Origin of the sequence: Vibrio sp. 10N.286.48.F5, assembly GCF_041469785.1 — a bacterium.
GTDB lineage: Bacteria > Pseudomonadota > Gammaproteobacteria > Enterobacterales > Vibrionaceae > Vibrio > Vibrio crassostreae_C.
In genome coordinates this window covers 35611-55014 of sequence record NZ_JBFRLG010000010.1, presented here as the reverse complement: position 1 = coordinate 55014, position 19404 = coordinate 35611, and the positions used below count along the sequence as shown (strand labels likewise).

At 44.9% G+C, this 19404-nt stretch carries 18 protein-coding genes; 7 read left to right on the top strand and 11 right to left on the bottom strand.

Annotated features, from left to right (window positions below; all coding sequences use genetic code 11):
• Positions 1-73: 73 nt before the first annotated feature.
• Entirely contained in the window at positions 74-532 is a 459-nt protein-coding gene (locus tag AB4185_RS08610; RefSeq protein WP_017062622.1) for an Lrp/AsnC family transcriptional regulator, read from the bottom strand.
• Positions 533-681: 149 nt separating this feature from the next.
• On the opposite strand from AB4185_RS08610, the gene AB4185_RS08605 reads away from it, so the two are divergent.
• Positions 682-1611, top strand: a complete 930-nt coding sequence (locus AB4185_RS08605) for a DMT family transporter (RefSeq protein WP_017064490.1) — start codon at positions 682-684, stop codon at positions 1609-1611.
• Positions 1612-1769: 158 nt separating this feature from the next.
• Positions 1770-2243: an exoribonuclease R gene (locus tag AB4185_RS08600; RefSeq protein ID WP_102333499.1), complete on the top strand. Its 474-nt coding sequence runs from the start codon at positions 1770-1772 to the stop codon at positions 2241-2243.
• A 48-nt stretch (positions 2244-2291) separates the two neighbouring features.
• Here AB4185_RS08600 and AB4185_RS08595 read toward each other — a convergent pair whose 3' ends face one another.
• From AB4185_RS08595 to AB4185_RS08570, 6 genes are all read right to left on the bottom strand, one after another.
• Complete coding sequence (locus AB4185_RS08595) at positions 2292-3665, bottom strand: HAMP domain-containing sensor histidine kinase (RefSeq protein WP_102333498.1); 1374 nt, start codon at positions 3663-3665, stop codon at positions 2292-2294.
• A 66-nt stretch (positions 3666-3731) separates the two neighbouring features.
• Positions 3732-4463, bottom strand: a complete 732-nt coding sequence (locus tag AB4185_RS08590; RefSeq protein ID WP_017067448.1) for a response regulator transcription factor — start codon at positions 4461-4463, stop codon at positions 3732-3734.
• A gap of 81 nt (positions 4464-4544) precedes the next feature.
• Positions 4545-5225 carry a spondin domain-containing protein gene (locus tag AB4185_RS08585; RefSeq protein WP_102333497.1) on the bottom strand — a complete coding sequence of 227 codons (681 nt, stop codon included), beginning with the start codon at positions 5223-5225 and terminating at the stop codon, positions 4545-4547.
• Between the two features lie 9 nt (positions 5226-5234).
• Positions 5235-5918, bottom strand: a complete 684-nt coding sequence (locus AB4185_RS08580) for a spondin domain-containing protein (RefSeq protein ID WP_372135343.1) — start codon at positions 5916-5918, stop codon at positions 5235-5237.
• Positions 5911-6051, bottom strand: a complete 141-nt coding sequence (locus AB4185_RS08575; protein WP_017067451.1) for a hypothetical protein — start codon at positions 6049-6051, stop codon at positions 5911-5913. Before AB4185_RS08575 ends, AB4185_RS08580 begins: the two co-directional genes overlap by 8 nt.
• Before the next feature lie 266 nt (positions 6052-6317).
• Positions 6318-6659: a YggL family protein gene (locus tag AB4185_RS08570; protein ID WP_057623238.1), complete on the bottom strand. Its 342-nt coding sequence runs from the start codon at positions 6657-6659 to the stop codon at positions 6318-6320.
• A gap of 254 nt (positions 6660-6913) precedes the next feature.
• Between AB4185_RS08570 and AB4185_RS08565 the strand changes: the two genes are divergently transcribed.
• Entirely contained in the window at positions 6914-8941 is a 2028-nt protein-coding gene (locus AB4185_RS08565) for a PhoX family phosphatase (protein WP_372135342.1), read from the top strand.
• A gap of 254 nt (positions 8942-9195) precedes the next feature.
• On the opposite strand, the gene AB4185_RS08560 is transcribed toward AB4185_RS08565, so the two are convergent.
• From AB4185_RS08560 to AB4185_RS08550, 3 genes are all read right to left on the bottom strand, one after another.
• The gene (locus AB4185_RS08560; protein ID WP_017062631.1) at positions 9196-9816 is read right to left on the bottom strand and encodes a LysE family translocator; all 621 of its coding nucleotides are present in this window, start codon (positions 9814-9816) and stop codon (positions 9196-9198) included.
• Positions 9817-9980: 164 nt separating this feature from the next.
• Positions 9981-11267 (bottom strand): DEAD/DEAH box helicase, encoded by a 1287-nt coding sequence (locus tag AB4185_RS08555; RefSeq protein WP_372135341.1) that lies wholly within the window; start codon positions 11265-11267, stop codon positions 9981-9983.
• 182 nt (positions 11268-11449) lie between these two features.
• The gene (locus AB4185_RS08550) at positions 11450-12433 is read right to left on the bottom strand and encodes a GTP-binding protein (protein ID WP_372135340.1); all 984 of its coding nucleotides are present in this window, start codon (positions 12431-12433) and stop codon (positions 11450-11452) included.
• A gap of 542 nt (positions 12434-12975) precedes the next feature.
• On the opposite strand from AB4185_RS08550, the gene clcA reads away from it, so the two are divergent.
• Both clcA and AB4185_RS08540 read left to right on the top strand, forming a co-directional pair.
• Entirely contained in the window at positions 12976-14382 is a 1407-nt protein-coding gene (gene clcA / locus AB4185_RS08545) for a H(+)/Cl(-) exchange transporter ClcA (protein ID WP_017064484.1), read from the top strand.
• Positions 14383-14621: 239 nt separating this feature from the next.
• The gene (locus AB4185_RS08540) at positions 14622-15569 is read left to right on the top strand and encodes a TDT family transporter (RefSeq protein WP_017062635.1); all 948 of its coding nucleotides are present in this window, start codon (positions 14622-14624) and stop codon (positions 15567-15569) included.
• Between the two features lie 158 nt (positions 15570-15727).
• On the opposite strand, the gene hmpA is transcribed toward AB4185_RS08540, so the two are convergent.
• Complete coding sequence (gene hmpA / locus AB4185_RS08535; protein WP_065583915.1) at positions 15728-16924, bottom strand: NO-inducible flavohemoprotein; 1197 nt, start codon at positions 16922-16924, stop codon at positions 15728-15730.
• A gap of 368 nt (positions 16925-17292) precedes the next feature.
• Between hmpA and norR the strand changes: the two genes are divergently transcribed.
• The gene (gene norR, locus AB4185_RS08530; protein ID WP_017062637.1) at positions 17293-18885 is read left to right on the top strand and encodes a nitric oxide reductase transcriptional regulator NorR; all 1593 of its coding nucleotides are present in this window, start codon (positions 17293-17295) and stop codon (positions 18883-18885) included.
• Between the two features lie 89 nt (positions 18886-18974).
• Positions 18975-19334: a glutaredoxin gene (locus AB4185_RS08525; protein ID WP_017062638.1), complete on the top strand. Its 360-nt coding sequence runs from the start codon at positions 18975-18977 to the stop codon at positions 19332-19334.
• Positions 19335-19404: the final 70 nt, after the last annotated feature.

Genomic DNA, 19404 nt, shown 5'->3' with positions numbered 1-19404 from the left:
GCGCTTCTACTTCAGGAGTAAACCATTTCGTTTTCAGCTCATTCTGCCTTCGTGTTACTGCTCAGAGTTTGGCTTAATCGGTATAAATTGGCAGTGGTGCATTGCCTTTTACTTGTCTTATCGCAAGGTGGGTATGAATATCTTTCACGTTAGAGAGCCTTTGAAGTTTTCTTGTAAATGCCTCGTAGGCCATCAAGTTCGGGCTAACCACTTCTAGCAAATAGTCATAAGCCCCAGATACAACGTGGCAACTGATCACCTCTTCCATCTCTACAACAGCCGCCTCAAACTTATCTATCGACACTTCTTGGTGGTTGTTTAGGCTCACCTCAACAAACACACTCATTGCGATGCCGACTTGTTCTCGTGACAAGCTCACACGATAACCGTCAATAATGCCCTTTTCTTCTAGCCTTTTGACTCGTCTTGCACAAGGCGAAGGTGATAAACCCACTTCATCAGCAAGTTCAGCCGTGGTTAACCTGCCATCTTTTTGTAGCAGTTCGAGAAGATGCCTATCAATTCTATCCATAGTAAATGCCAAACATTAGTTAAATCCGTTAATTATTTGGTGAATATTAGCAGAAATCATCAACGATAGTTCAAGTTTAGCCAAAACTTGCCAACCTGTGGCACACCAACTGTTCCATAATGAGTCATCACCCACTCTCCTTCTATATTATGAATCTTGGCTACTTATCTATTACTGTCACCCTACTCATTTGGGCGAGCTTTTTTCTTTCTCTTAAAGGCGGCGCAAATTCAGATTTAACACCTGCCGATATCGCTCTCACAAGATTTCTCATACCGGCTTTGGTGTTATTGCCTTTGATGTGGAAAGCACGCAGCGCAATTGCCGTCGTCCCTAAACGGTATCTAACGGGTATGTTCGTAGGTAGCGGATTACCTTATCTGCTTGTTGCCGGAACGGCCATGCAGTTTGTTCCGGTATCTCATGGCAGTGCTCTTGTTCCGGGCACGCTTCCTCTGTTCGTTACAGGAATTGCGGTACTCTTTTTTAAGCAGCCACTCAGCCGACATCGTGTTGTTGGTTTAGGTTTGGTTTTGCTCGGCATACTGTTGTTTTTAGGGAGTAGCTTAAGCAGCTTCAACTTCGAATACACCAAAGGTCATTTGTTGTTTTTATGCGGAAGCTTAATGTGGGCGATGTTCACCATCTCAGCCCGTGTCGCTAATCTTAATGCGTTAGTCAGTGCCGGTTTTATTTCTCTCTGTTCTACTTTGCTTTTACTCGTCCTAATCCTGACTGGAACCCTCCCAAGCCACCTAATGGACACACCAATCGCTAATTGGCCCTTCACGGAGCTTGCCGTTCATTCAACAGTGCAAGGCGTTGGGGCGGGTTTAATCGCTGCGTTCACTTACCTTTATGCGGTTAATACCTTAGGGGCTGAACGCTCTGCCGCTTTTGGCAGTGCAACACCCGCAGTGGCGACCTTGTTGGCGATCCCACTATTCAACGAGATTCCTGATGCGATGACTTGGCTCGCCCTTGGTTCTATTTGCATCGGCAGTTTGGTCGCGAGCAACATATTCATGAGAAACGACCAGTCGATGCAGTACCAACCGCCAAGCCATAGCAAAGCCTGATACTGCGTTCAAACCTAAATACAGTTCCCCTAAGCATCGATTTTAGGGCTTGTAGTACACAGATAAGCCCACAAACGTAGGCTTATCTAAAATCTGCTTTTTCTGAGCTCGCTTCTCCATTAAACTGTCCGACCTTTTTGCAGATCCAAGAGAACACCATGCAACGCGACTACACCTTAAATTGCTTAATCACCATGCCTCGCCATGAACTAGAAGAATTTAGTTTAAGAATGATTCATCGCCTTGTTCCTGAAGATGCAATGACGGAATTGTTTACGTTCGAGCAAGAAGAAGTCACCAGCGAAGAGCGCATGCAATCAGCAAAATTTGACGCAATGCTTCGAATGACCGCTATCGCGCTTGGTGAAGTGAACCTCGCCTTCTCAGAGTCGGATAACTCGCAACAGAACATCGAGCGAATGACTCGCCTACTGCTTTGGCACTTCTACTCAATTTCTTTCAACCTTGAAGAAGCAATCGCAATCGAAGTGCACTGTGAGAAAGTAGAAAAGATCTTAAACAACGCACCTAAAGATGCGTTTGGCTGGGTTAAAGAATTAACTGAGCTACTTCACTTCTACGCGAAAGTGAACGAAGGCAACGAAGGCAACGAAGACAGAAAAGACGCCTAACGTTAGTTCTACGTAAGTATACATCGAGCTAAACGAAGGCAGACAGAGCTATACCGAAGGCAAATAAAAGCTTTGCTGAAAGGAGTTCTCTGCCTTTGTTGTTTCTAGCACGCTGTGATGTAACATCAGTATCGACTGCGCGATCTTGGTTCCTATTCCCAAAGAACCATTCGGCGCTTCCAGTTCAACCTCATTATGAATCACCACCTTCACCCGTTTGGAATCCGCTTCAAAACCAACATCTAACGACACCACAGTGCCACTTGGGCTATGCCTCAATGCATTATCTAACAGATTCAAAATCAACCTCTCAAGCAGATCACTGTCACCCACAGCCTTGATTCCAATAGGCATATTAATGTTCAACTCAACATTTTTATGGCGATATTTGCTTTGTATCGTTTCTAAGCATTCGCTCATCAGCCCATTGAAATCGATTGAAGCGTATTGATATGTGGGTACCGGGTTATCTTTCTTGGCGCTATCTAACAGCGAATGGAGCTGTTCAGATAACTTGTTGCCATTGCGATATGCCACATCTATGAGTGGATCCGAATGTGGGTTTTGAATCCTCCACGTTTCTAGATACCCCAATACACTCGACAATGGCGTTTTCAAATCATGACTGAGCTGTAATAAGCTTTGTCTGCGGTGTGACGACTGATATTCAAGTTGCAAAAATTGCTGTTGAATGTGCTTCGCCATCAACTGATACGAGCGTGCAATCGGCACCAATTCTGGTACTTGATGAATGAAGTTCGGGTCCAATCGAAAATCTTGCTCTGCTTGTTGTTGCAGCTTGTTTGTAACTTCTTCGATAGGGTTTAAGAGGCTGCGCTTCACGAGCAGGTAAGCCCCAATCGCAAAACCTAAGATAGAGATCAGCATAAGTCCTGCTAGCGCCATATAAGGTGTGTCGACTTGCGAATTAGCAATCACGGTATGGCGATTACTGCCAATCAACACATACAGATAGCCAACGGTCGAACCTAGCTCTTCAATCGCTGCCACGGAAAATACCTTGCGAGCCCCCGGATTTATCGGATCTTCCCCCAGAATGGGATAAGGCTCGTCGTTTAAAAACTGTTGAATGGGTGCTAAGTCTATCTGGTTGGCTAACACAGTGCCTTCTGGCGCAGCGTGCGTCGTGATGTTTCCTTGGCTGTCGAGAAAATAAATGTCGAAATCGGGACCAATCAACATCAAGGTATGAAATATGGATTTAAGGGCTTTGGGGTTGTAGTCAGTCCCTATCATCAGAGGGTTATCATCGCGCATATGAACCGCGAGCTCTTTGTGTAAGCTCTGCTTAGTTCTTTGTTCTATGGTCTCTTTTTGCCAATTATAGGTATAAGCAATCACCACACTCACGAGCAGAAACCACAAACTGGTGAACAACACTAAACGCGATTTGAAACTCATGTTCTCTCCTCGATGGCTCTTAGGTCTTACTGGCCTTTTAGTAAACTTCGGACGCGACACATAGGCCTAAGCTTTCGACTCAAACTTATAACCAACACCCCAAACGGTTTTAATGAAATCATCATCACTATTCGGCATCGCAAGCTTGGTTCTTAGACGGTTGACTGTGCTACACACGGTATGGTGATAGCCAGAGTGATGAGTATTCCAAACATGATCGAGCAGCTCGTCTTTGCTATACACACGCCCCGGGCGGGTTGCTAAGAAATGAAGTAAGGTAAACTCGGTAGCTGTCAGCGGTACGTCTTGGTTATTGAGTGACACCTGATGGCGTTCAGGTTGAATAGTGAGCACACCAAAATTCATAATCGATTCTGCTGTCACAACCTCTTGAGTCGCTGATTCGACATGGCTTAAACGGCGAAGCACGTTCCTCACTCTTGCTTGAAACTCGAGAACGCTGAAAGGTTTCGTTATGTAGTCATCAACACCGGCTTCTAAGCCTGACACCTTATCTAACTCAGCGTCTCTTGCGGTTAGCATGAGTACTGGCGTCCAATCCTCTTGCTGACGCAACATTCGACAGAAATCGAGTCCGTCACCGTCTGGTAAGCCACGATCCAGTACGATCAAATCGAAATGACCCTCTTTATAGAGCGCCTGAGCCTTTTCAATCACATTAGCTCTGATTACGTTATGCCCTTGGAACTTAAGATGCATCTGCACCAGTTCAGCCAAGTCATCATCGTCTTCAACCAACAATATGTTTGCCATCAAATTTACCGCAGCACTATTCATGATCCCTGCTCTATTCTGAGTCCGCCCACCTTTCAATTGACCGGAACAGAGCAGGAATTCTTTCATCGTGCTTTCAACCTGTTACTGAGTTCGAGTAATGGTGATTCTTGCACCGGGGTTAAGGAAACGATGATTTGCACTTAAAGTAGAGGTCGTAAGGCCATCATCTTGGCTGATTACGCCAGAGTGAAAACTCACTATATCGGTGTCGTCTCGTGTGGTATTAAAACCTTCACCACCGCCTGCTGGTCCCGGAATGGTTGCAGCAAGCTCATCGTTCAGCTCAGTTCCCGAATCCCAAACATTCATGTTCATGGTAAAGGTATCACCCACCGCTAATGACTTGAGCGATAATCCGGATTCGCCGACAAACGCATCATTGGTGTTCACCAACATGGAAGCAACTGAGATATATCCTTCTTGATTTGGGTCGACACGAATCGACACCGTGTCTTGCTCACCTGAAAGAATCAGTCCATTGCCTGAGGTGCCTTGATAAACATTGGCGTCACTGTCACTGAGCGCAAGCAATTGTGCATTACTACCCCCTTCCGCCAAGTATTCCAGATCGACAGAGGCACTTTGCCCAACTTCAAACAGATCAAAATTCGTATTGTGAGTCAACACCGCGAGTGGTGACATTGGTTGATTGGGGGTGAGGTTAGTAACACTCACATCATAGCGATAGTAATCGTCGTCATCGTCCGGACAACCCGCTAACACAGCTACTGATGCAGCGATAAATAGAATTCTAGCTTTCATACATCCCCCTTACTTCACAACAATGGTGATAGTTGCAACAGGGTTTAACCATCGATGGCTACTGCTATCGAGGTCACTGATGCCGCCCGCCGCATCACCATCACCAATGTTACCTGGATGAATATGAACCTTAGCGTTTGATACTGCCGTTTCTACACCTGTGCCACCAGCGCCAAAGGTAATGAATGGAGGGTTCGGCATACTGCCCGCCAGCTCATCATTGGCTTCTGTGCCTGCGTCATAACCATTTAGAGTCGCTTTGTAGGTGCCCGCTTGAGTTGGGATCTTCCAGCTATCTAGACCAACAAAGCCGTCGTTTGTCGGCAGCAACATTGCACCCAATGATAGGTACTCTAAATCACCAATACTGATATCAAACGTAGTTGCGACGCCTGGATTGAGGATGCCGGCCGCTGGGTTCTCAACCACCACGCCTCCCGCGTTGGCAATGACACCAGATAAACCTGAAATATCGCCACCTTCGGCCATGGACTCTAGTTCCGAAGAAGCCGTTTCACCCGTTCTAAACATGAACAAGCTTGAGTCATGAGCCGCCGCTAAGATAGGCGTAAAGTAGATCCCTTTCGTTGCATTAGTGACAGTGACTTCAAGCTCAGCAGCCTGAACTTGAGCCGCTCCGAAGGCCAACATAGCCGAGCTGATCACTAAGCTGATTTGAGTACGTTTATTCATTTTGATTCCATCCTTTATCGAGTCCTATCGTTGCCAACAAAACGAATAACAGCGATATACCGTTACCTTTGCCAGAACGAACTGTGGTGTTGTTGACTCTAAGAATGACGATCAAATCTATCAGCAACTTCATTGAATTCTCATAAAACTCTCACAAGTTTATCCAAACTTATTACTGCAAATAAAAATAGCGATAAAGTCCTAATATTTAATCGAAAAATATCAATTTATCATTTACGTCAGAAGGGATAGAAAAGAAGATAAAGAATAGAAATGGAACGAATAAAACGCAAAAAGGCCGAATCGATTTAACGATTCGGCCTTTATTCTAGCGTACTGTTGTTACTCTTTCCTAAGCCGTATTTGGCCTTTCAATCGAGCTAACAGTACAACATCAATTTAGAACGCGTAGTTTGCGTCAATAAGCTCGCTTACTTCAACTTTCGTTACTTCAGCACGCGCTTCAAGCCATTGTGCAACTTGCAGTTGTTCTGCTTCAGTTACTGATCGGTAACGCTCGATAGAACATAAGAAACCTTCAAACAGCTCTAGGCCACCGCCACCAAAGCATAGACCGATGCTGTCGATGAAATCAATGAACTCATCAATGAACACATCGTATTGATCAAAATCAGTAATCGATGTCTTGCAGCTTACTTCAAAACCCAGAATCGCGAATTCACCTAGGTATAGTTTTTTGCGTAGGCGACGATTTTTGTTTTCGATTTTATCTAATTTCATAACTGCCTCTCTTTTCGTTTGATAAAGCATTTATACACAGTTCCACATCAATCCCCAAGAGTTTTGTATTACACAAGGGTGTTAATGGCAAAAATCGTGCTACAGAAACAAAACCTTAATCAAATCTATAAAAATCTGTCACTTAACTGCTTCACGATTAGTCACACATTGACCCAACTTATTAACCAATTAGTTAGTAGGTGGGTAAGTCATGAATAACGAATAATAAAATCAGCCAATAGGAAGCAGTAAAGATGAGCAAGGAAACATTTGATAGCACTCGTTTTAATAAGAGCAAAAACAAACCCTTCGAAGAAGTTTTAGATGCGAACCTTTCAAGAAGAAATGTTCTCAAAGGCGGTTTAGGCATCAGTGCAATGACGGCGTTTGGTGCTTTTGGTTTAGCAGGCCACAGCACAGCGCACGCGGCGACAGCATCATATAGCGCACCGCAAAAAAGCACTGCTACACTTGCATTCGAATCGGTTAAAGGCTCATTGACTGACAGTGTTGTCGTACCGAAAGGCTATACAGCACAAGTATTGGTTCCTTGGGGCACGCCACTTAACAAACAAGGCAATGCTTGGTTAAAAGATGGAACCAACAACGCACAAGATCAAGCAAACTCACTGGGCATGCACCACGACGGCATGCACTTCTTCCCGCTTAATGGCAACAGCAACGACGGTTTGTTGGTGATTAATCACGAATACATCGACCAAAAAGCACTTCACGCTAATGGCCCTACATACGATGAAGGCAACCGCCCTAGCCTTGATGAAGTTCGCAAAGAGATCAACGCTCACGGCGTCAGTGTGGTTCGTGTAAAACTTGATGGCAACCAGTGGGTGATGGTCGATAACGATCCTCTGAACCGCCGCTACACAGGCGCGACCGTAATGGATCTGTCTGGTCCTGTTGCACACAGTGAATTTACCAAAACCAAGTTCTCACAAGACGGCAGCCAAGCTCGTGGCACGTTGAACAACTGTGGTAATGGCTACACACCATGGGGCACTTACCTAACGTGTGAAGAAAACTGGCCGGGTTATTTCGTTAACAAAGGCGAGACAACACCAGCGCAAGAACGTATTGGTATCGCTACCGACAAAACACGTTACGGTTGGGACACACTTTCTGGTGACAAACAAGAACGCCTAGACGAATTTGCTCGCTTTGACGTAACACCAACAGGTGAGTCAGCAATGGACGATTACCGTAACGAAGCACACGGTCACGGCTACATTGTTGAAATCGACCCATACACAGCAAACTCTCGCGCTAAGAAACGTTCTGCACTGGGTTGTTTCCGTCACGAAGGCTGTACGTTTGGTAAGTTGACCGAAGGCGAGCCAATCGTATTCTACTCTGGTCACGATTCTCGCTTTGAATACCTATACAAATTTGTTTCTGAAGAGAAATGGGACCCGCGTGACGCAGAACCGAGTAATCGCCTAAGTGCGGGTGACAAGTACATGGATAAAGGCACGCTGTATGTGGCTAAGTTCAACGATGATGGTTCAGGTACTTGGCTACCACTAACGTTGGGCAGCAAGACTACAAACGGCGGTAAGCTAGGTGATTCATTTGACTCTCAAGCAGCGCTTATCATCAATACAGCAGGCGCTGCCGACCTTGTTGGTGCAACGCCAATGGATCGCCCTGAATGGTGCTCTGTTGACCCAATGACGGGTACGGCTTACCTAACGCTGACTAATAACAACAAGCGTAAAGAAGCGAACTCTGCGAACCCTCGCGTAGACAACAAGTTCGGTCATGTTATCCGTTGGGATGAAGGCAAAACGGCAGGCGAGTTCGATTGGGATATCTTCGTATTTGGTTCACCAGCAGTGGAAGACAAGTCTATTAACCGCTCTGGTCTAACAGACATGAACCAATTCGCGAGCCCTGACGGCTTAGCGTTTGATGCTCGTGGCATCTTGTGGATTCAGACAGATAACGGCGCAGACGAAGTAACTGGCTACACCAATGACCAAATGCTGGCAGTGGTTCCATCTCAGTTAACGGATGACAACGGCAACAGTGCGGTGATTGATGCAAACAACCAAGCACAGCTTAAACGCTTCTTTGTGGGTCCAAACGGTTGTGAAGTGACTGGCTTTACCATCAGCCCAGATTTCAAATCACTGTTTGTGAACATTCAACACCCTGCAAACTGGCCATCGTCTGAAGATGCAACAGCACAAACTCAAGGCAATGTTCGTCCAAGAGCATCTACGGTTGTGATTCGTCGTGAAGACGGCGGTGAAATCGCGGTTTAATACGCAAATCTAGCTAAGATCAGAAACATTTCTGTTATCTAGTTTCTGTTCGCTAGCTCAGTAAAATCAAAAAGAGCGATAAGGCCAAATGCCCTATTGCTCTTTTTATATTCTATGCATTCTTCGGTTTAAGTAAGGAACCAAGCCTTAAAAACTTATCATCATCCAAAGAGCTCGTCATACCAAGCTCTAGTCATCCTCGAGAAGGAGGGACGACTGAGTCGGAGATCTCTAACCGTTATCGCTTTTCAGAATTAACTCACGAACAGCCACACACCAACACCCATCATCAACGTACCAGCAATACGGTTCATCAACTTAACGTTATCCGCCTTGCCGAGCATATGTTTTAAGCTCTTACCGCCGGTCGCGTATAAAGTCATGCAAACAAACTCAGAAACCAGAATGATCGACACGAGAATGAGTAACTGCGGTGCTAAGTCTTTATTGCTGTTAATAAAAGGAGGCAGCAAAGAAATCATAAACGCCCAGCCTTTTGGGTTCGCAATTGCAGTGACAAAACCTTGAACCACCAAGTCCCAATCATTGCTGACTTTTGTTGTTTGGTTGTCAGTACTGATCGCCAGTTTGCCTCTCGAACGCCACATCTGAACGCCTAAATAAAACAGGTAACCCGCACCAACAAATTTAAAGCCCGTAAATAGCCATGGGTAATTCAACATGATCGAAGCGATACCCAATACCGCGGCAATAGAAACCACAGCGACACCAGCCAGTTCACCGATCATCATCCATAATGTACGCTTGTATCCAACACTCATTCCAAGTGTCAACGCCAAAGTCATACACATACCGGGCGTGATTGACACGAAGAAAAACGTGGGAATAAAAGCCCAAAGTAGTGCGCTATCCATATTATTACCTTATCGACTTGTTTTTATTTATTAGTTCTTGTTTCTTGATCGGGCTTGAAATGAAGCGAGGTTGAAACGAAGCAGTAATGACAATAAACAATATTGCGATCAATACAAACAAAAAGAGCCACATAACAGTGGCTCTTTTCAATCACCAACCGTAATTACTTACGACGGTTTTTAATTCGCTTCATCATAGTCAAACGACGTTCAGCGCTTGCTTGATCTTGTGGCTCTTCGTTCGCGTTGTTCTTACGACCCTGACGGTTTTTGTAAGCCGATTTAGTGTTCAGCTTCTCGATGTAAGCATCACGTTTCTTCGGTTCATAACCCGGTTGTTCAACACGACGAATGCGCTGTTGAATCAGTTTTTCAACTTGAACGACAGTCAGCTCTTCTTCGCGGTTAACGAAAGAGACAGCGTGACCTTGCTTACCTGCACGACCTGTACGGCCAATACGGTGAACATAGTCTTCTGCTAGGAAAGGCATGTCGTAGTTAATTACGTGTGGTAAGCCTTCGATATCAAGACCACGAGCCGCAACGTCGGTTGCTACCATTACACGCGCTTTACCTTCTTTAAAATCGTCTAGAGCACGACGACGAGCACTTTGCGCTTTATCACCGTGACACAGTACTGCTTTAATGCCGTCTAGCTTAAGCTCTTTAACTACATCGTTCGCTGTTTCTTTGTAGTTAACAAAAACAAGCACTTGGCGCCAGTTTTTACGACCAATCAGCTCAGAAAGCAGTTCTGTTTTACGCTCTTGATCCACTGGGTAAACCACGTGGCCGACAGTAGCAGCCGTTGAGTTTTCGCGCTCAACACTAATACGTTTTGGTTTACGCAGAATATCAACAGACAGTTGGTTTAACTGAGTAGAAGTCGTTGCAGAGAACATCATGATTTGCGGTGATGTTTCTACATCCAACATGATCTTACGAACGGCATTGATAAAGCCCATATCAAGGATACGGTCAGCTTCATCAAATACTAGAAATTCTAGGTTAGCAATAGACACGTTACCCGCTTCTAAGTGCTCTTCTAAACGGCCAGGTGTTGCAACCAAAATATCCACACCCAGTTCTAGTTGACGAACTTGTGAAGACATCTTGTTACCACCGTAAACCGCAGAAACACTTAGATCTGTGTATTTAACGTAGTCTTTAATGTTTTGAGCGATCTGCGCAGCAAGCTCACGAGTTGGAGCAAGAATAAGGCCGCGAGCCGTTCCTCTAGACGCCTTTTTACCGCTGTTCAAAAGGTGTTGGATAACAGGCAATGAAAATGCCGCTGTTTTACCCGTACCGGTTTGAGCAGTAGCAAAAATATCATGGCCTTTACGAGCCATTGGAATCGCTTTTTGTTGAATTGGAGTGAGTTTTTCATAACCACACTCAGTCAACGCTTTGACTAATTCAGGAGCAAAACCTTGAGAGGAAAATGACATTGTTACGGGTTCCTTAAGCAGACAGCCTACATTCTTATTTCAGCCGAGCACTATAAAGTAATTAGAGTGATTTATCTCACATTTATCGTGATATAACGCAAACTTTCTCATTTAATCTGGTGTTTATCCCGCCTTCAACGAGGTAAACACCAAGATCCTTGGTTCAAACAGCAAAAACAGGGCTATTTGATGCCACACAGCTTGAGTAGAATCTGCTCGAGATCGCCCCATGGCATGAGCTGCGAGTCGATCACTTCCAGTCGAGATTCAAAGCCATCAAGCGTAATTTCGTTCACAGACACGACTTGATTCGCCACATTGAATGCGTAGCAACCTTGGTCGGTGTTCACGACAGCTTTTACACGCTCGGCCATTAGATCTGACAACATAGAGAATAGCGCATCGAAGTCGAACTTATGCTCTGCGCCAAACAACCAACCACAACTGAAATAGCCCTGTCCTTTATTCTCTTTACGGATGAAAGCTTCACCAGGAGGAAGTTGGAATTGAGGCTCTTGTTCAGCGTGATCGTGATGATGCGCTTCAATATGAGATGAAGCACTGCCGTATACTCTTTCAATGTCTAACACTTCCAATGGCACTTCACCATCGTGAATTAGCTTATGGAAGACTTTTGCTGGCGTTTGATCCGTCACCCAATCATTGAACACATCGATGTCTTCAGAATGAACAAGGTCAACCTTAGTACCAAGAATCACATCTGCACTATTTAGTTGATCATTAAAATTCTGATTCGAGGTGTACTTTTCATTAGACAGATTTCGTGGGTCAACCAAACCAAGCGTCGCTTTTAAATCGACATATGGTGTGTACTGATCGGAAGTCAGTGTCGCTATAACCTGTTTAGGGTGACCAAGCCCTGTCGGCTCAATCAATAAACGGTCTGGCTTTTGGCGAAGTAAGGCATTAATACCCACTGACATAGGCACGCCCGCAGTACAGCACATGCATCCACCCGGCACTTCTTTAATCAAAGCGCCTTGATCTGTCATCAATGCACCGTCAATGCCGATTTCCCCGAATTCATTAACCAGAACAGCCCAGTTTTCATTCTCAGGTTTATTTTTTAGCAGGTTTAAGATGGCTGTCGTTTTACCAACACCCAAGAAACCCGTAATGATGTTTGTAGGAACTTTTTTAGTCATATCAGTTCTCCTTTTTAAGGGAGTATATACACAATCACGGAGAAATTGACCCCAATCGCTTGTTTATACGGAGAATGATTTAAGCCAGAAGTTGTATGGGTGTCACTAGAAAAGGGGGGAACGATGAAAATGGGATGCTCCAGACGAACTAAAGGCGTACTTACTCAGTACGCCTCACCCTCGTTACTCAATCGTGAGTTCGCGAATCAGGAAGCCTTAAATATCGACCTGAACATTTAACGAGGAACTAAAACTTTGTTTCTGAATCCATCCAAATTGTGTGTAAAACCTCACTTCTCCTTGCGGTTCGTTATGTTGCTTTACGATTTAACTATGGTTCATTTTTGGGGATATTCAAGCCGCCGCCAGAGAATCGATCAAAACTGTGACGGTGATTCCACTATTGACCATAGATTCCATTTATGTAACACGCACATTCCATAAATGAAATTCAACTTTTCATCTTTGTTGCTATAGGATATGCAGAGGAAGCGTATAATTTAATGCAACCCCGCCTTAACTCATTCAGGAAACTTATTTCTATGACCAGAAGAGAGAAAATTAAGCAGTCCTTACTAGCAAAAATGCCAAGGGATGCTATCAATCAATTTCTCTCAAGAGATAAGACCCCAGCCTCCGTTCTCTTTCTTTCTTGTATTGTGGGTGTACTTGCGGGCGTTGTGGGTACTTATTTCGAAGTTGCGGTTCATTTCATCACAGAAACTCGTACCGATTGGCTGAAAGATGAAATCGGTAGCCATTTACCATTGTGGCTTGCTGCTTTCCTTATTAGTGCGGCATTTGCCTTTATTGGCTATTTCCTCGTTCACCGTTTTGCTCCAGAAGCTGCCGGTTCAGGTATCCCTGAAATCGAAGGGGCAATGGACGGCATGCGCCCTGTTCGATGGTGGAGAGTATTACCCGTAAAATTCTTTGGCGGCATGGGCGCGTTAGGCTCTGGTATGGTTTTAGGCCGCGAAGGGCCAACCGTTCAAATGGGCGGCAGTATTGGTCGCATGGTCACCGATATCTTTCGAGTCAAAGATGATGACACTCGCCACTCACTGTTGGCTTCAGGTGCCGCTGGTGGCTTAGCCGCCGCATTCAACGCACCACTGGCAGGCATCATGTTTGTAGTCGAGGAGATGAGACCGCAGTTTCGCTACTCACTCATATCAATCAAAGCCGTCATCATCTCAGCAGTTTCAGCCAACATTGTATTTCGTTCTATCAATGGCCAATCTGCCGTTATCACAATGCCTCAGTACCAGCCGCCTGAACTCGACGCACTTTGGTTATTCTTATTATTAGGTGTGTTGTTCGGCCTGTTTGGTGTGATTTTCAATAAACTGATTACGCTTTCCCAAGACCTGTTTGTGGCGATCCACAAGAATGACCGTAAACGCTACTTGATGACAGGCACCCTACTTGGCGGTTGCTTTGGCTTGTTGCTCCTTTATATACCTGAATTAACTGGTGGTGGTATTGGTATCATCCCGAACATCACGAATGGCAGCTACAGCGCCAATGTGTTGTTGTTGATTTTCTTAGGCCGAGTCCTCACTACCCTGCTTTGTTTCGGCTCTGGTGCGCCAGGCGGTATCTTTGCACCAATGCTTGCGCTAGGAACACTCTTTGGTTATGCGTTCGGGCTTATCGCAGCGGCATTCTTTCCCGAACTGAATATTGAACCGGGTATGTTTGCAATTGCTGGCATGGGAGCATTATTTGCCGCCACCGTGCGAGCGCCTATCACTGGCATACTGTTGGTTATCGAAATGACCAATAACTACTACCTGATCCTGCCGTTGATCATCACCTGCTTAGGTGCGGTAATCATTGCTCAAATGTTAGGTGGGCAGCCAATTTACAGTCAACTGCTTAACCGTACGCTGAAAAACGAAAAACTAAGACAACAAGATCTCCCTCAACAAGAGGAAGTACGTTAATTACAAATGACTCATGAAACAAAAGCACACATTCAACGTGCTTAATCTCCCGATTCCGTATCAAAATCAAAAAAGCAAACGTTAAACTTGGTATCATCCACTCAAAATTAGTTGAGTGCCCTCAAAATCTATTGATGGAAGACCTACACACTCTAACTAAGGCAAATAGTCCAATATTCTGTAATTAACTAAGTCGGAGCAAGTCGTTGAACTGGAGAAGATTAACCCAAGTAAAAAATGTGCCGCCATCTCAGGCGTCTTTAGCACTTGGCGTTATTGGGTTAGGACAAGCTTGGGCGTTATATATCCCGGGCATTGGTGAGATAATTCGTCCCTACCTCGCTGCATTCGGCGCGCTATTATTGCTGCCTGTTTTACTGCGCTATTTAACGAGCTTTAATACCTTCCTTAATGATATTCGCCACCCGTTAAGCGGAAGCTTGATGGCACCAATGAGCATGGCTTTACTGATTCTGTGCGACTATTTAGCCGAGATATCGCCAGCTATCGCCTACCCAGTTTGGTTCTGCGCGCTATTGCTGCACTTTACCATGATGGTGTTGTTCTTCAGTTTTCAGATCATCAACTTCAAAATGTCGAACATTGTACCGAGTTGGTTTCTGTATCCGGTCGGTTTGATCAGCAGTTCCTTAGCTGGCACACAGTTCGGGCACACCGTATTTTCAGAAACACTTGCGGTCACTTGTATTGGTATCTATTTCCTTATGTTGCCAGTGGTGTTGTACCGCTTGGTGTTCGAAGGCAATCTTCCTCGCCGAGCAAGACCAACACTCGCTATCATGGCAGCTCCGGTTAACTTATCTTTAGCCGCTTACTTGGTTAACTTCGACAACCCAGACCCGATTCTAACAGGTGCATTGGCGGGCATTGCCATCACCATGACTTTGTTGATTTACTTGTGTTACATCCGCCTGATGCGTTTGAAGTTCCAACCTTCGATTGCTGCCGTCACCTTCCCATCTGTGATCAGCGCTATTGCCATGCATCGTCTAACTACATTTTTCGGCGCGGAATACCCACAATGGTATTGGCTACACAAGTTTGGTTTCTTTGAGCTAACCATCGCCACCATTCTAGTGATTTGGGTTGCCGGTGGTTACGTAAAAATGTACTGGCCTGAGTTTTTCGATTCCGACTACATGTCCAAGAAGATGAAACGTTCTTAGATAGAAGCGAAAAGATCTTAGCTGAACCATCGTGTTCTGCAGTAGTCGATGATGTCAGACAAAACCAACCAAACCCAAAAAGGCCTCACACTGTGAGGCCTTTGAATAGGCAAGGTATTAATAGTTCAGGCGAGTGTTACTAGAAATGCCGAGACCTATTAGAAGTTAGCGTGAGGGCCGAATACTTCGTAGTGAACGCGTGAACGGTCAACTTTCATTGCATCTAGCTGCTCTACGATGTTCTTCATGAAACCAACAGGACCACAGATGTAGAAATCGCTCTCTTCAAAGCCTTTAGTATCAGAGATAGACGCTAGATCCATTTGACCTTGATGCGTGTTTTCACATGCAGATTCATCTTTGTTCATGTACCACGTTTTCGCTTCCCAACCTTTGTCGGCAACAATATCTTTAACACGAGTCGTGAAAGAGTGTTGGCCTACGTTCTCACAAGCGTGAAGGTAAAGTACTGGCTCGTTTTTATCTTCCGTGTTTAGGAACTCAAGCATAGACTGCATTGGCGTTACACCAACACCTGCAGAGATAAGTGTTACTGGCTTGCTGCGCTCTTGATACATGAAGTCACCCGCTGGTGCGTATAGGCTAACCTCATCACCAACAGCAACCTTATCGTGTAGGTGGTTAGATACAACGCCTTGTGTCTCTTGGCCTTGTCCTTCACGTTTAACAGAAATACGGTATTGCTTGCCGTTTGGCTTATCAGACAGTGAGTATTGACGAATCTCGCTGTATTGAGAGCCTTCTGGTTTCACTTCGATACCGATGTATTGACCTGGTGTGTAATCCAGAACTTCACCGCCGTCTTTTGGCTGAAGGATAAAACTTGTTACTAGCGCTGACTCTTCGATTTTGTCTGCAATCACAAACGCACGCGCTGCTTCCCAACCACCAACAGCTTGCTTACGCTGTAGGTAAAGTTCAGCTTCACGATCGATGAATACTTGCGCCAAGAATAGGTAAGCGGCTGTCCATGCTTCTTCCACTTCTGGAGTAAAGGCGTCAGCAGCTAGTTCACGTAATGTCTCAATCAGGTGCAAACCAACAATTTGGTAGTGCTCTGGTTGAATGTTAAAGCTTGTGTGTTTCTGAGCAATACGTTCAACGGCAGTTGTTAACGCTGCTAGATTTTCAATGTTCTTTGCATATGCCGCGATAGCTTCAAACAGTGCTACGCCTTGGCGACCTGTTCTTTGGTGAGTCATATTGAAGATATCTTTCAACTCAGGGTTATGCGTGAACATACGTTGATAAAAATGCTGAGTTAAAGCTGGGCCTGCGCTCTCAAGTAGAGGAATAGTAGATTTGATGATTTCGATATGTGCATTGTTAAGCATGAATTTACTCCGAACACTGAGCCTTATGACCTATATGTCATTTTGACTACTAAAAATTAAGAATGACTTATCGATTTTCTGAAACCTTAGTTATTTTTAGAAACTGAGTTATTTTGACTCGTTTTCATTTCAAAAAATCGCGAAACCTGATTAATGCAACCTGATTGATTGAGATCAAGAATAGTCTGTTTAATCAGCGCTATAATTGGGCTTCTCTGTATCTTCTGCACAATCAGTGCCAACTTTATCAATCCCCGTCATTACTGGTTTTCTTCTCAAAACTCATCTTATAAAAATGTCAAAAAGACCTTTTTTTTAAGTCAATAAGACTCTATTATGTAGATAAACACACACAGTTAGAGTTTTTTATGCAAGATATCTCCGCATCTACCCTCATGGAAATGACCATTGGCCTCGCAAGTGGTGTCAACGATCAAGATCGTTTCAATCGCCTGATCGATGCCATTCGCAAAACCATAACGTGTGATTGTGTCGCGCTTTTAAGCCTTCAAGGCGACACGCTAGTACCTATCGCAATGCAAGGGCTCAGCCGAGATACGTTCGGTCGTCGCTTTATCATTTCAGAACACCCACGGTTTGAAGAGATCTGCGCGTCTCGCTCTCCTGTTCGTTTCGATGCTGACAGCTCCTTACCCGATCCTTTCGATGGTTTGCTTATTGACCATGATGGCGATTTACCAATGCATGCTTGTATGGGCTTGCCTTTGCTATTTGGCGATAAGCTCTTAGGTATTCTGACTCTAGACAGCTTGAAACCTGATGTCTTCGCGAATATTCCGGCGCGTAACCTTGAAGTACTGGCAGCTATTGCAGCCTCAACCATGCAGATGGCACTGACCTTCTCGCAACTTGAGCATCAAGCAAAACAGTCAAAGCAATTACTCGAAGAATTGAACGTAGAAGCGTGGGAACGTGACGGCGGTGAGTTGATTGGTAACAGTGACACCATGGTCGCGCTTAAGAACGACATCGCTGTTGTAGCTCCATCTGAGTTTAATATCTTGATTCATGGTGACACCGGGGTTGGTAAAGAGCTTGTGGCTCGCACCCTGCACCACCAATCTCAACGTAAACGTAACCCACTCGTCTACGTAAACTGTGCTGCAATTTCTGAAAACTTAGTAGAGAGTGAACTGTTTGGTCACGTTCGTGGCGCGTTCACTGGCGCAGACAAAAACCGCTTAGGTAAATTTGCTTTAGCCGATGGTGGCACACTGTTCCTTGATGAGATTGGTGAATTGCCTTTGGCCGCTCAAAGTAAGCTCCTACGTGCGCTGCAAAACAACGAAATCCAACCGGTTGGCCAAGACAACATTCAAACCATTGATGTGCGAGTATTGGCAGCGACAAACCGAGATCTAAAACAAGAAGTTGAAGACGGTCGATTCAGAGCCGATTTGTACCACCGATTGAGTGTGTATCCTATCGCGGTGCCAGCACTGAAAGATCGTGGTGACGACATCAGCCTATTAGCGGGTTTCTTCTTAGAACAAGCTCGTCGTAAGCTTGGTATCAACCAAGTTAAGTTCCGCTCCGACGTTCTTTCTTTCCTAAACCGTTATGGTTGGCCGGGTAACGTGCGTGAACTTGAGCATGTGATCAGTCGTTCCGCATTGAAAGCGTTAGCGCGCAGCACCAATAAAAACCTGGTGACAATCACCAAGGAAGATTGTGGTCCTCTAGACCAAGATCAGCCAATTGCGACGACTCAGGTGAAAAACACACCATTATCGACACCAACGATCGACCTTTCTGCAGGGCTACGTGGTGCAACGGACGATTTTCAACGCAGTATCATTACTGAGGTGTTGGAAGATGCCAACTTTAACTGGGCACAAGCAGGGCGAGTTCTGAAAACAGACCGAGCAAATCTGACTCGACTGTCTAAGCGTTTAGGGCTAAATGTGGCTAAGTCTCATACGATCGAACGGACAAAATAGATATTAGCGGTTTGTTGCGAGCATCTGACAAAACTTGTGTATATAATGCTGCAAATTGTAACGCTAATTTTAAATATGTAGAGAGAGTTATGAAGTTTATCCGTTGGTTCTTAGGTCGTGTCATCTTGTTATTGAATTTTGTTTTCAGCCCACGTGGTGTGAAGCGTTCTCAAGAAGAACAAAGCAAAGTAAATGAGCAAGCAAAAACGCACACGTTATACCAATTCGAAGCGTGCCCATTTTGTGTGAAAGTGCGCCGCGCGATGAAACGTCAGTCGGTTCAATTTGAACTTCGTGATGCAAAAAACAACGAGCAACACCGTGCTGAGCTTGAAGCTGGCGGCGGTCGTGTGAAAGTGCCTTGTCTACGTATCGAAAAAGACGGTAAAACTGAGTGGATGTACGAATCTTCAGATATCGTGACTTACTTAGAAAAGCAGTTTGCATAAGCAATAAAGCAACAAAAGTCAGATACAAAAAATCCCTCGAATGTGAGGGATTTTTTATGTCTGTTATTTG

What these genes read in the sequence shown, in the direction of transcription:
- AB4185_RS08595 (WP_102333498.1), bottom strand. Translation starts at nt 3,665, where the DNA reads ATGAGTTTCAAATCGCGTTTAGTGTTGTTCACCAGTTTGTGGTTTCTG.
- AB4185_RS08610 (WP_017062622.1), bottom strand. Translation starts at nt 532, where the DNA reads ATGGATAGAATTGATAGGCATCTTCTCGAACTGCTACAAAAAGATGGC.
- AB4185_RS08570 (WP_057623238.1), bottom strand. Translation starts at nt 6,659, where the DNA reads ATGAAATTAGATAAAATCGAAAACAAAAATCGTCGCCTACGCAAAAAA.
- AB4185_RS08565 (WP_372135342.1), top strand. Translation starts at nt 6,914, where the DNA reads ATGAGCAAGGAAACATTTGATAGCACTCGTTTTAATAAGAGCAAAAAC.
- AB4185_RS08555 (WP_372135341.1), bottom strand. Translation starts at nt 11,267, where the DNA reads ATGTCATTTTCCTCTCAAGGTTTTGCTCCTGAATTAGTCAAAGCGTTG.
- AB4185_RS08590 (WP_017067448.1), bottom strand. Translation starts at nt 4,463, where the DNA reads ATGAATAGTGCTGCGGTAAATTTGATGGCAAACATATTGTTGGTTGAA.
- AB4185_RS08580 (WP_372135343.1), bottom strand. Translation starts at nt 5,918, where the DNA reads ATGAATAAACGTACTCAAATCAGCTTAGTGATCAGCTCGGCTATGTTG.
- AB4185_RS08560 (WP_017062631.1), bottom strand. Translation starts at nt 9,816, where the DNA reads ATGGATAGCGCACTACTTTGGGCTTTTATTCCCACGTTTTTCTTCGTG.
- clcA (WP_017064484.1), top strand. Translation starts at nt 12,976, where the DNA reads ATGACCAGAAGAGAGAAAATTAAGCAGTCCTTACTAGCAAAAATGCCA.
- hmpA (WP_065583915.1), bottom strand. Translation starts at nt 16,924, where the DNA reads ATGCTTAACAATGCACATATCGAAATCATCAAATCTACTATTCCTCTA.
- norR (WP_017062637.1), top strand. Translation starts at nt 17,293, where the DNA reads ATGCAAGATATCTCCGCATCTACCCTCATGGAAATGACCATTGGCCTC.
- AB4185_RS08550 (WP_372135340.1), bottom strand. Translation starts at nt 12,433, where the DNA reads ATGACTAAAAAAGTTCCTACAAACATCATTACGGGTTTCTTGGGTGTT.
- AB4185_RS08605 (WP_017064490.1), top strand. Translation starts at nt 682, where the DNA reads ATGAATCTTGGCTACTTATCTATTACTGTCACCCTACTCATTTGGGCG.
- AB4185_RS08585 (WP_102333497.1), bottom strand. Translation starts at nt 5,225, where the DNA reads ATGAAAGCTAGAATTCTATTTATCGCTGCATCAGTAGCTGTGTTAGCG.
- AB4185_RS08600 (WP_102333499.1), top strand. Translation starts at nt 1,770, where the DNA reads ATGCAACGCGACTACACCTTAAATTGCTTAATCACCATGCCTCGCCAT.
- AB4185_RS08575 (WP_017067451.1), bottom strand. Translation starts at nt 6,051, where the DNA reads ATGAAGTTGCTGATAGATTTGATCGTCATTCTTAGAGTCAACAACACC.
- AB4185_RS08525 (WP_017062638.1), top strand. Translation starts at nt 18,975, where the DNA reads ATGAAGTTTATCCGTTGGTTCTTAGGTCGTGTCATCTTGTTATTGAAT.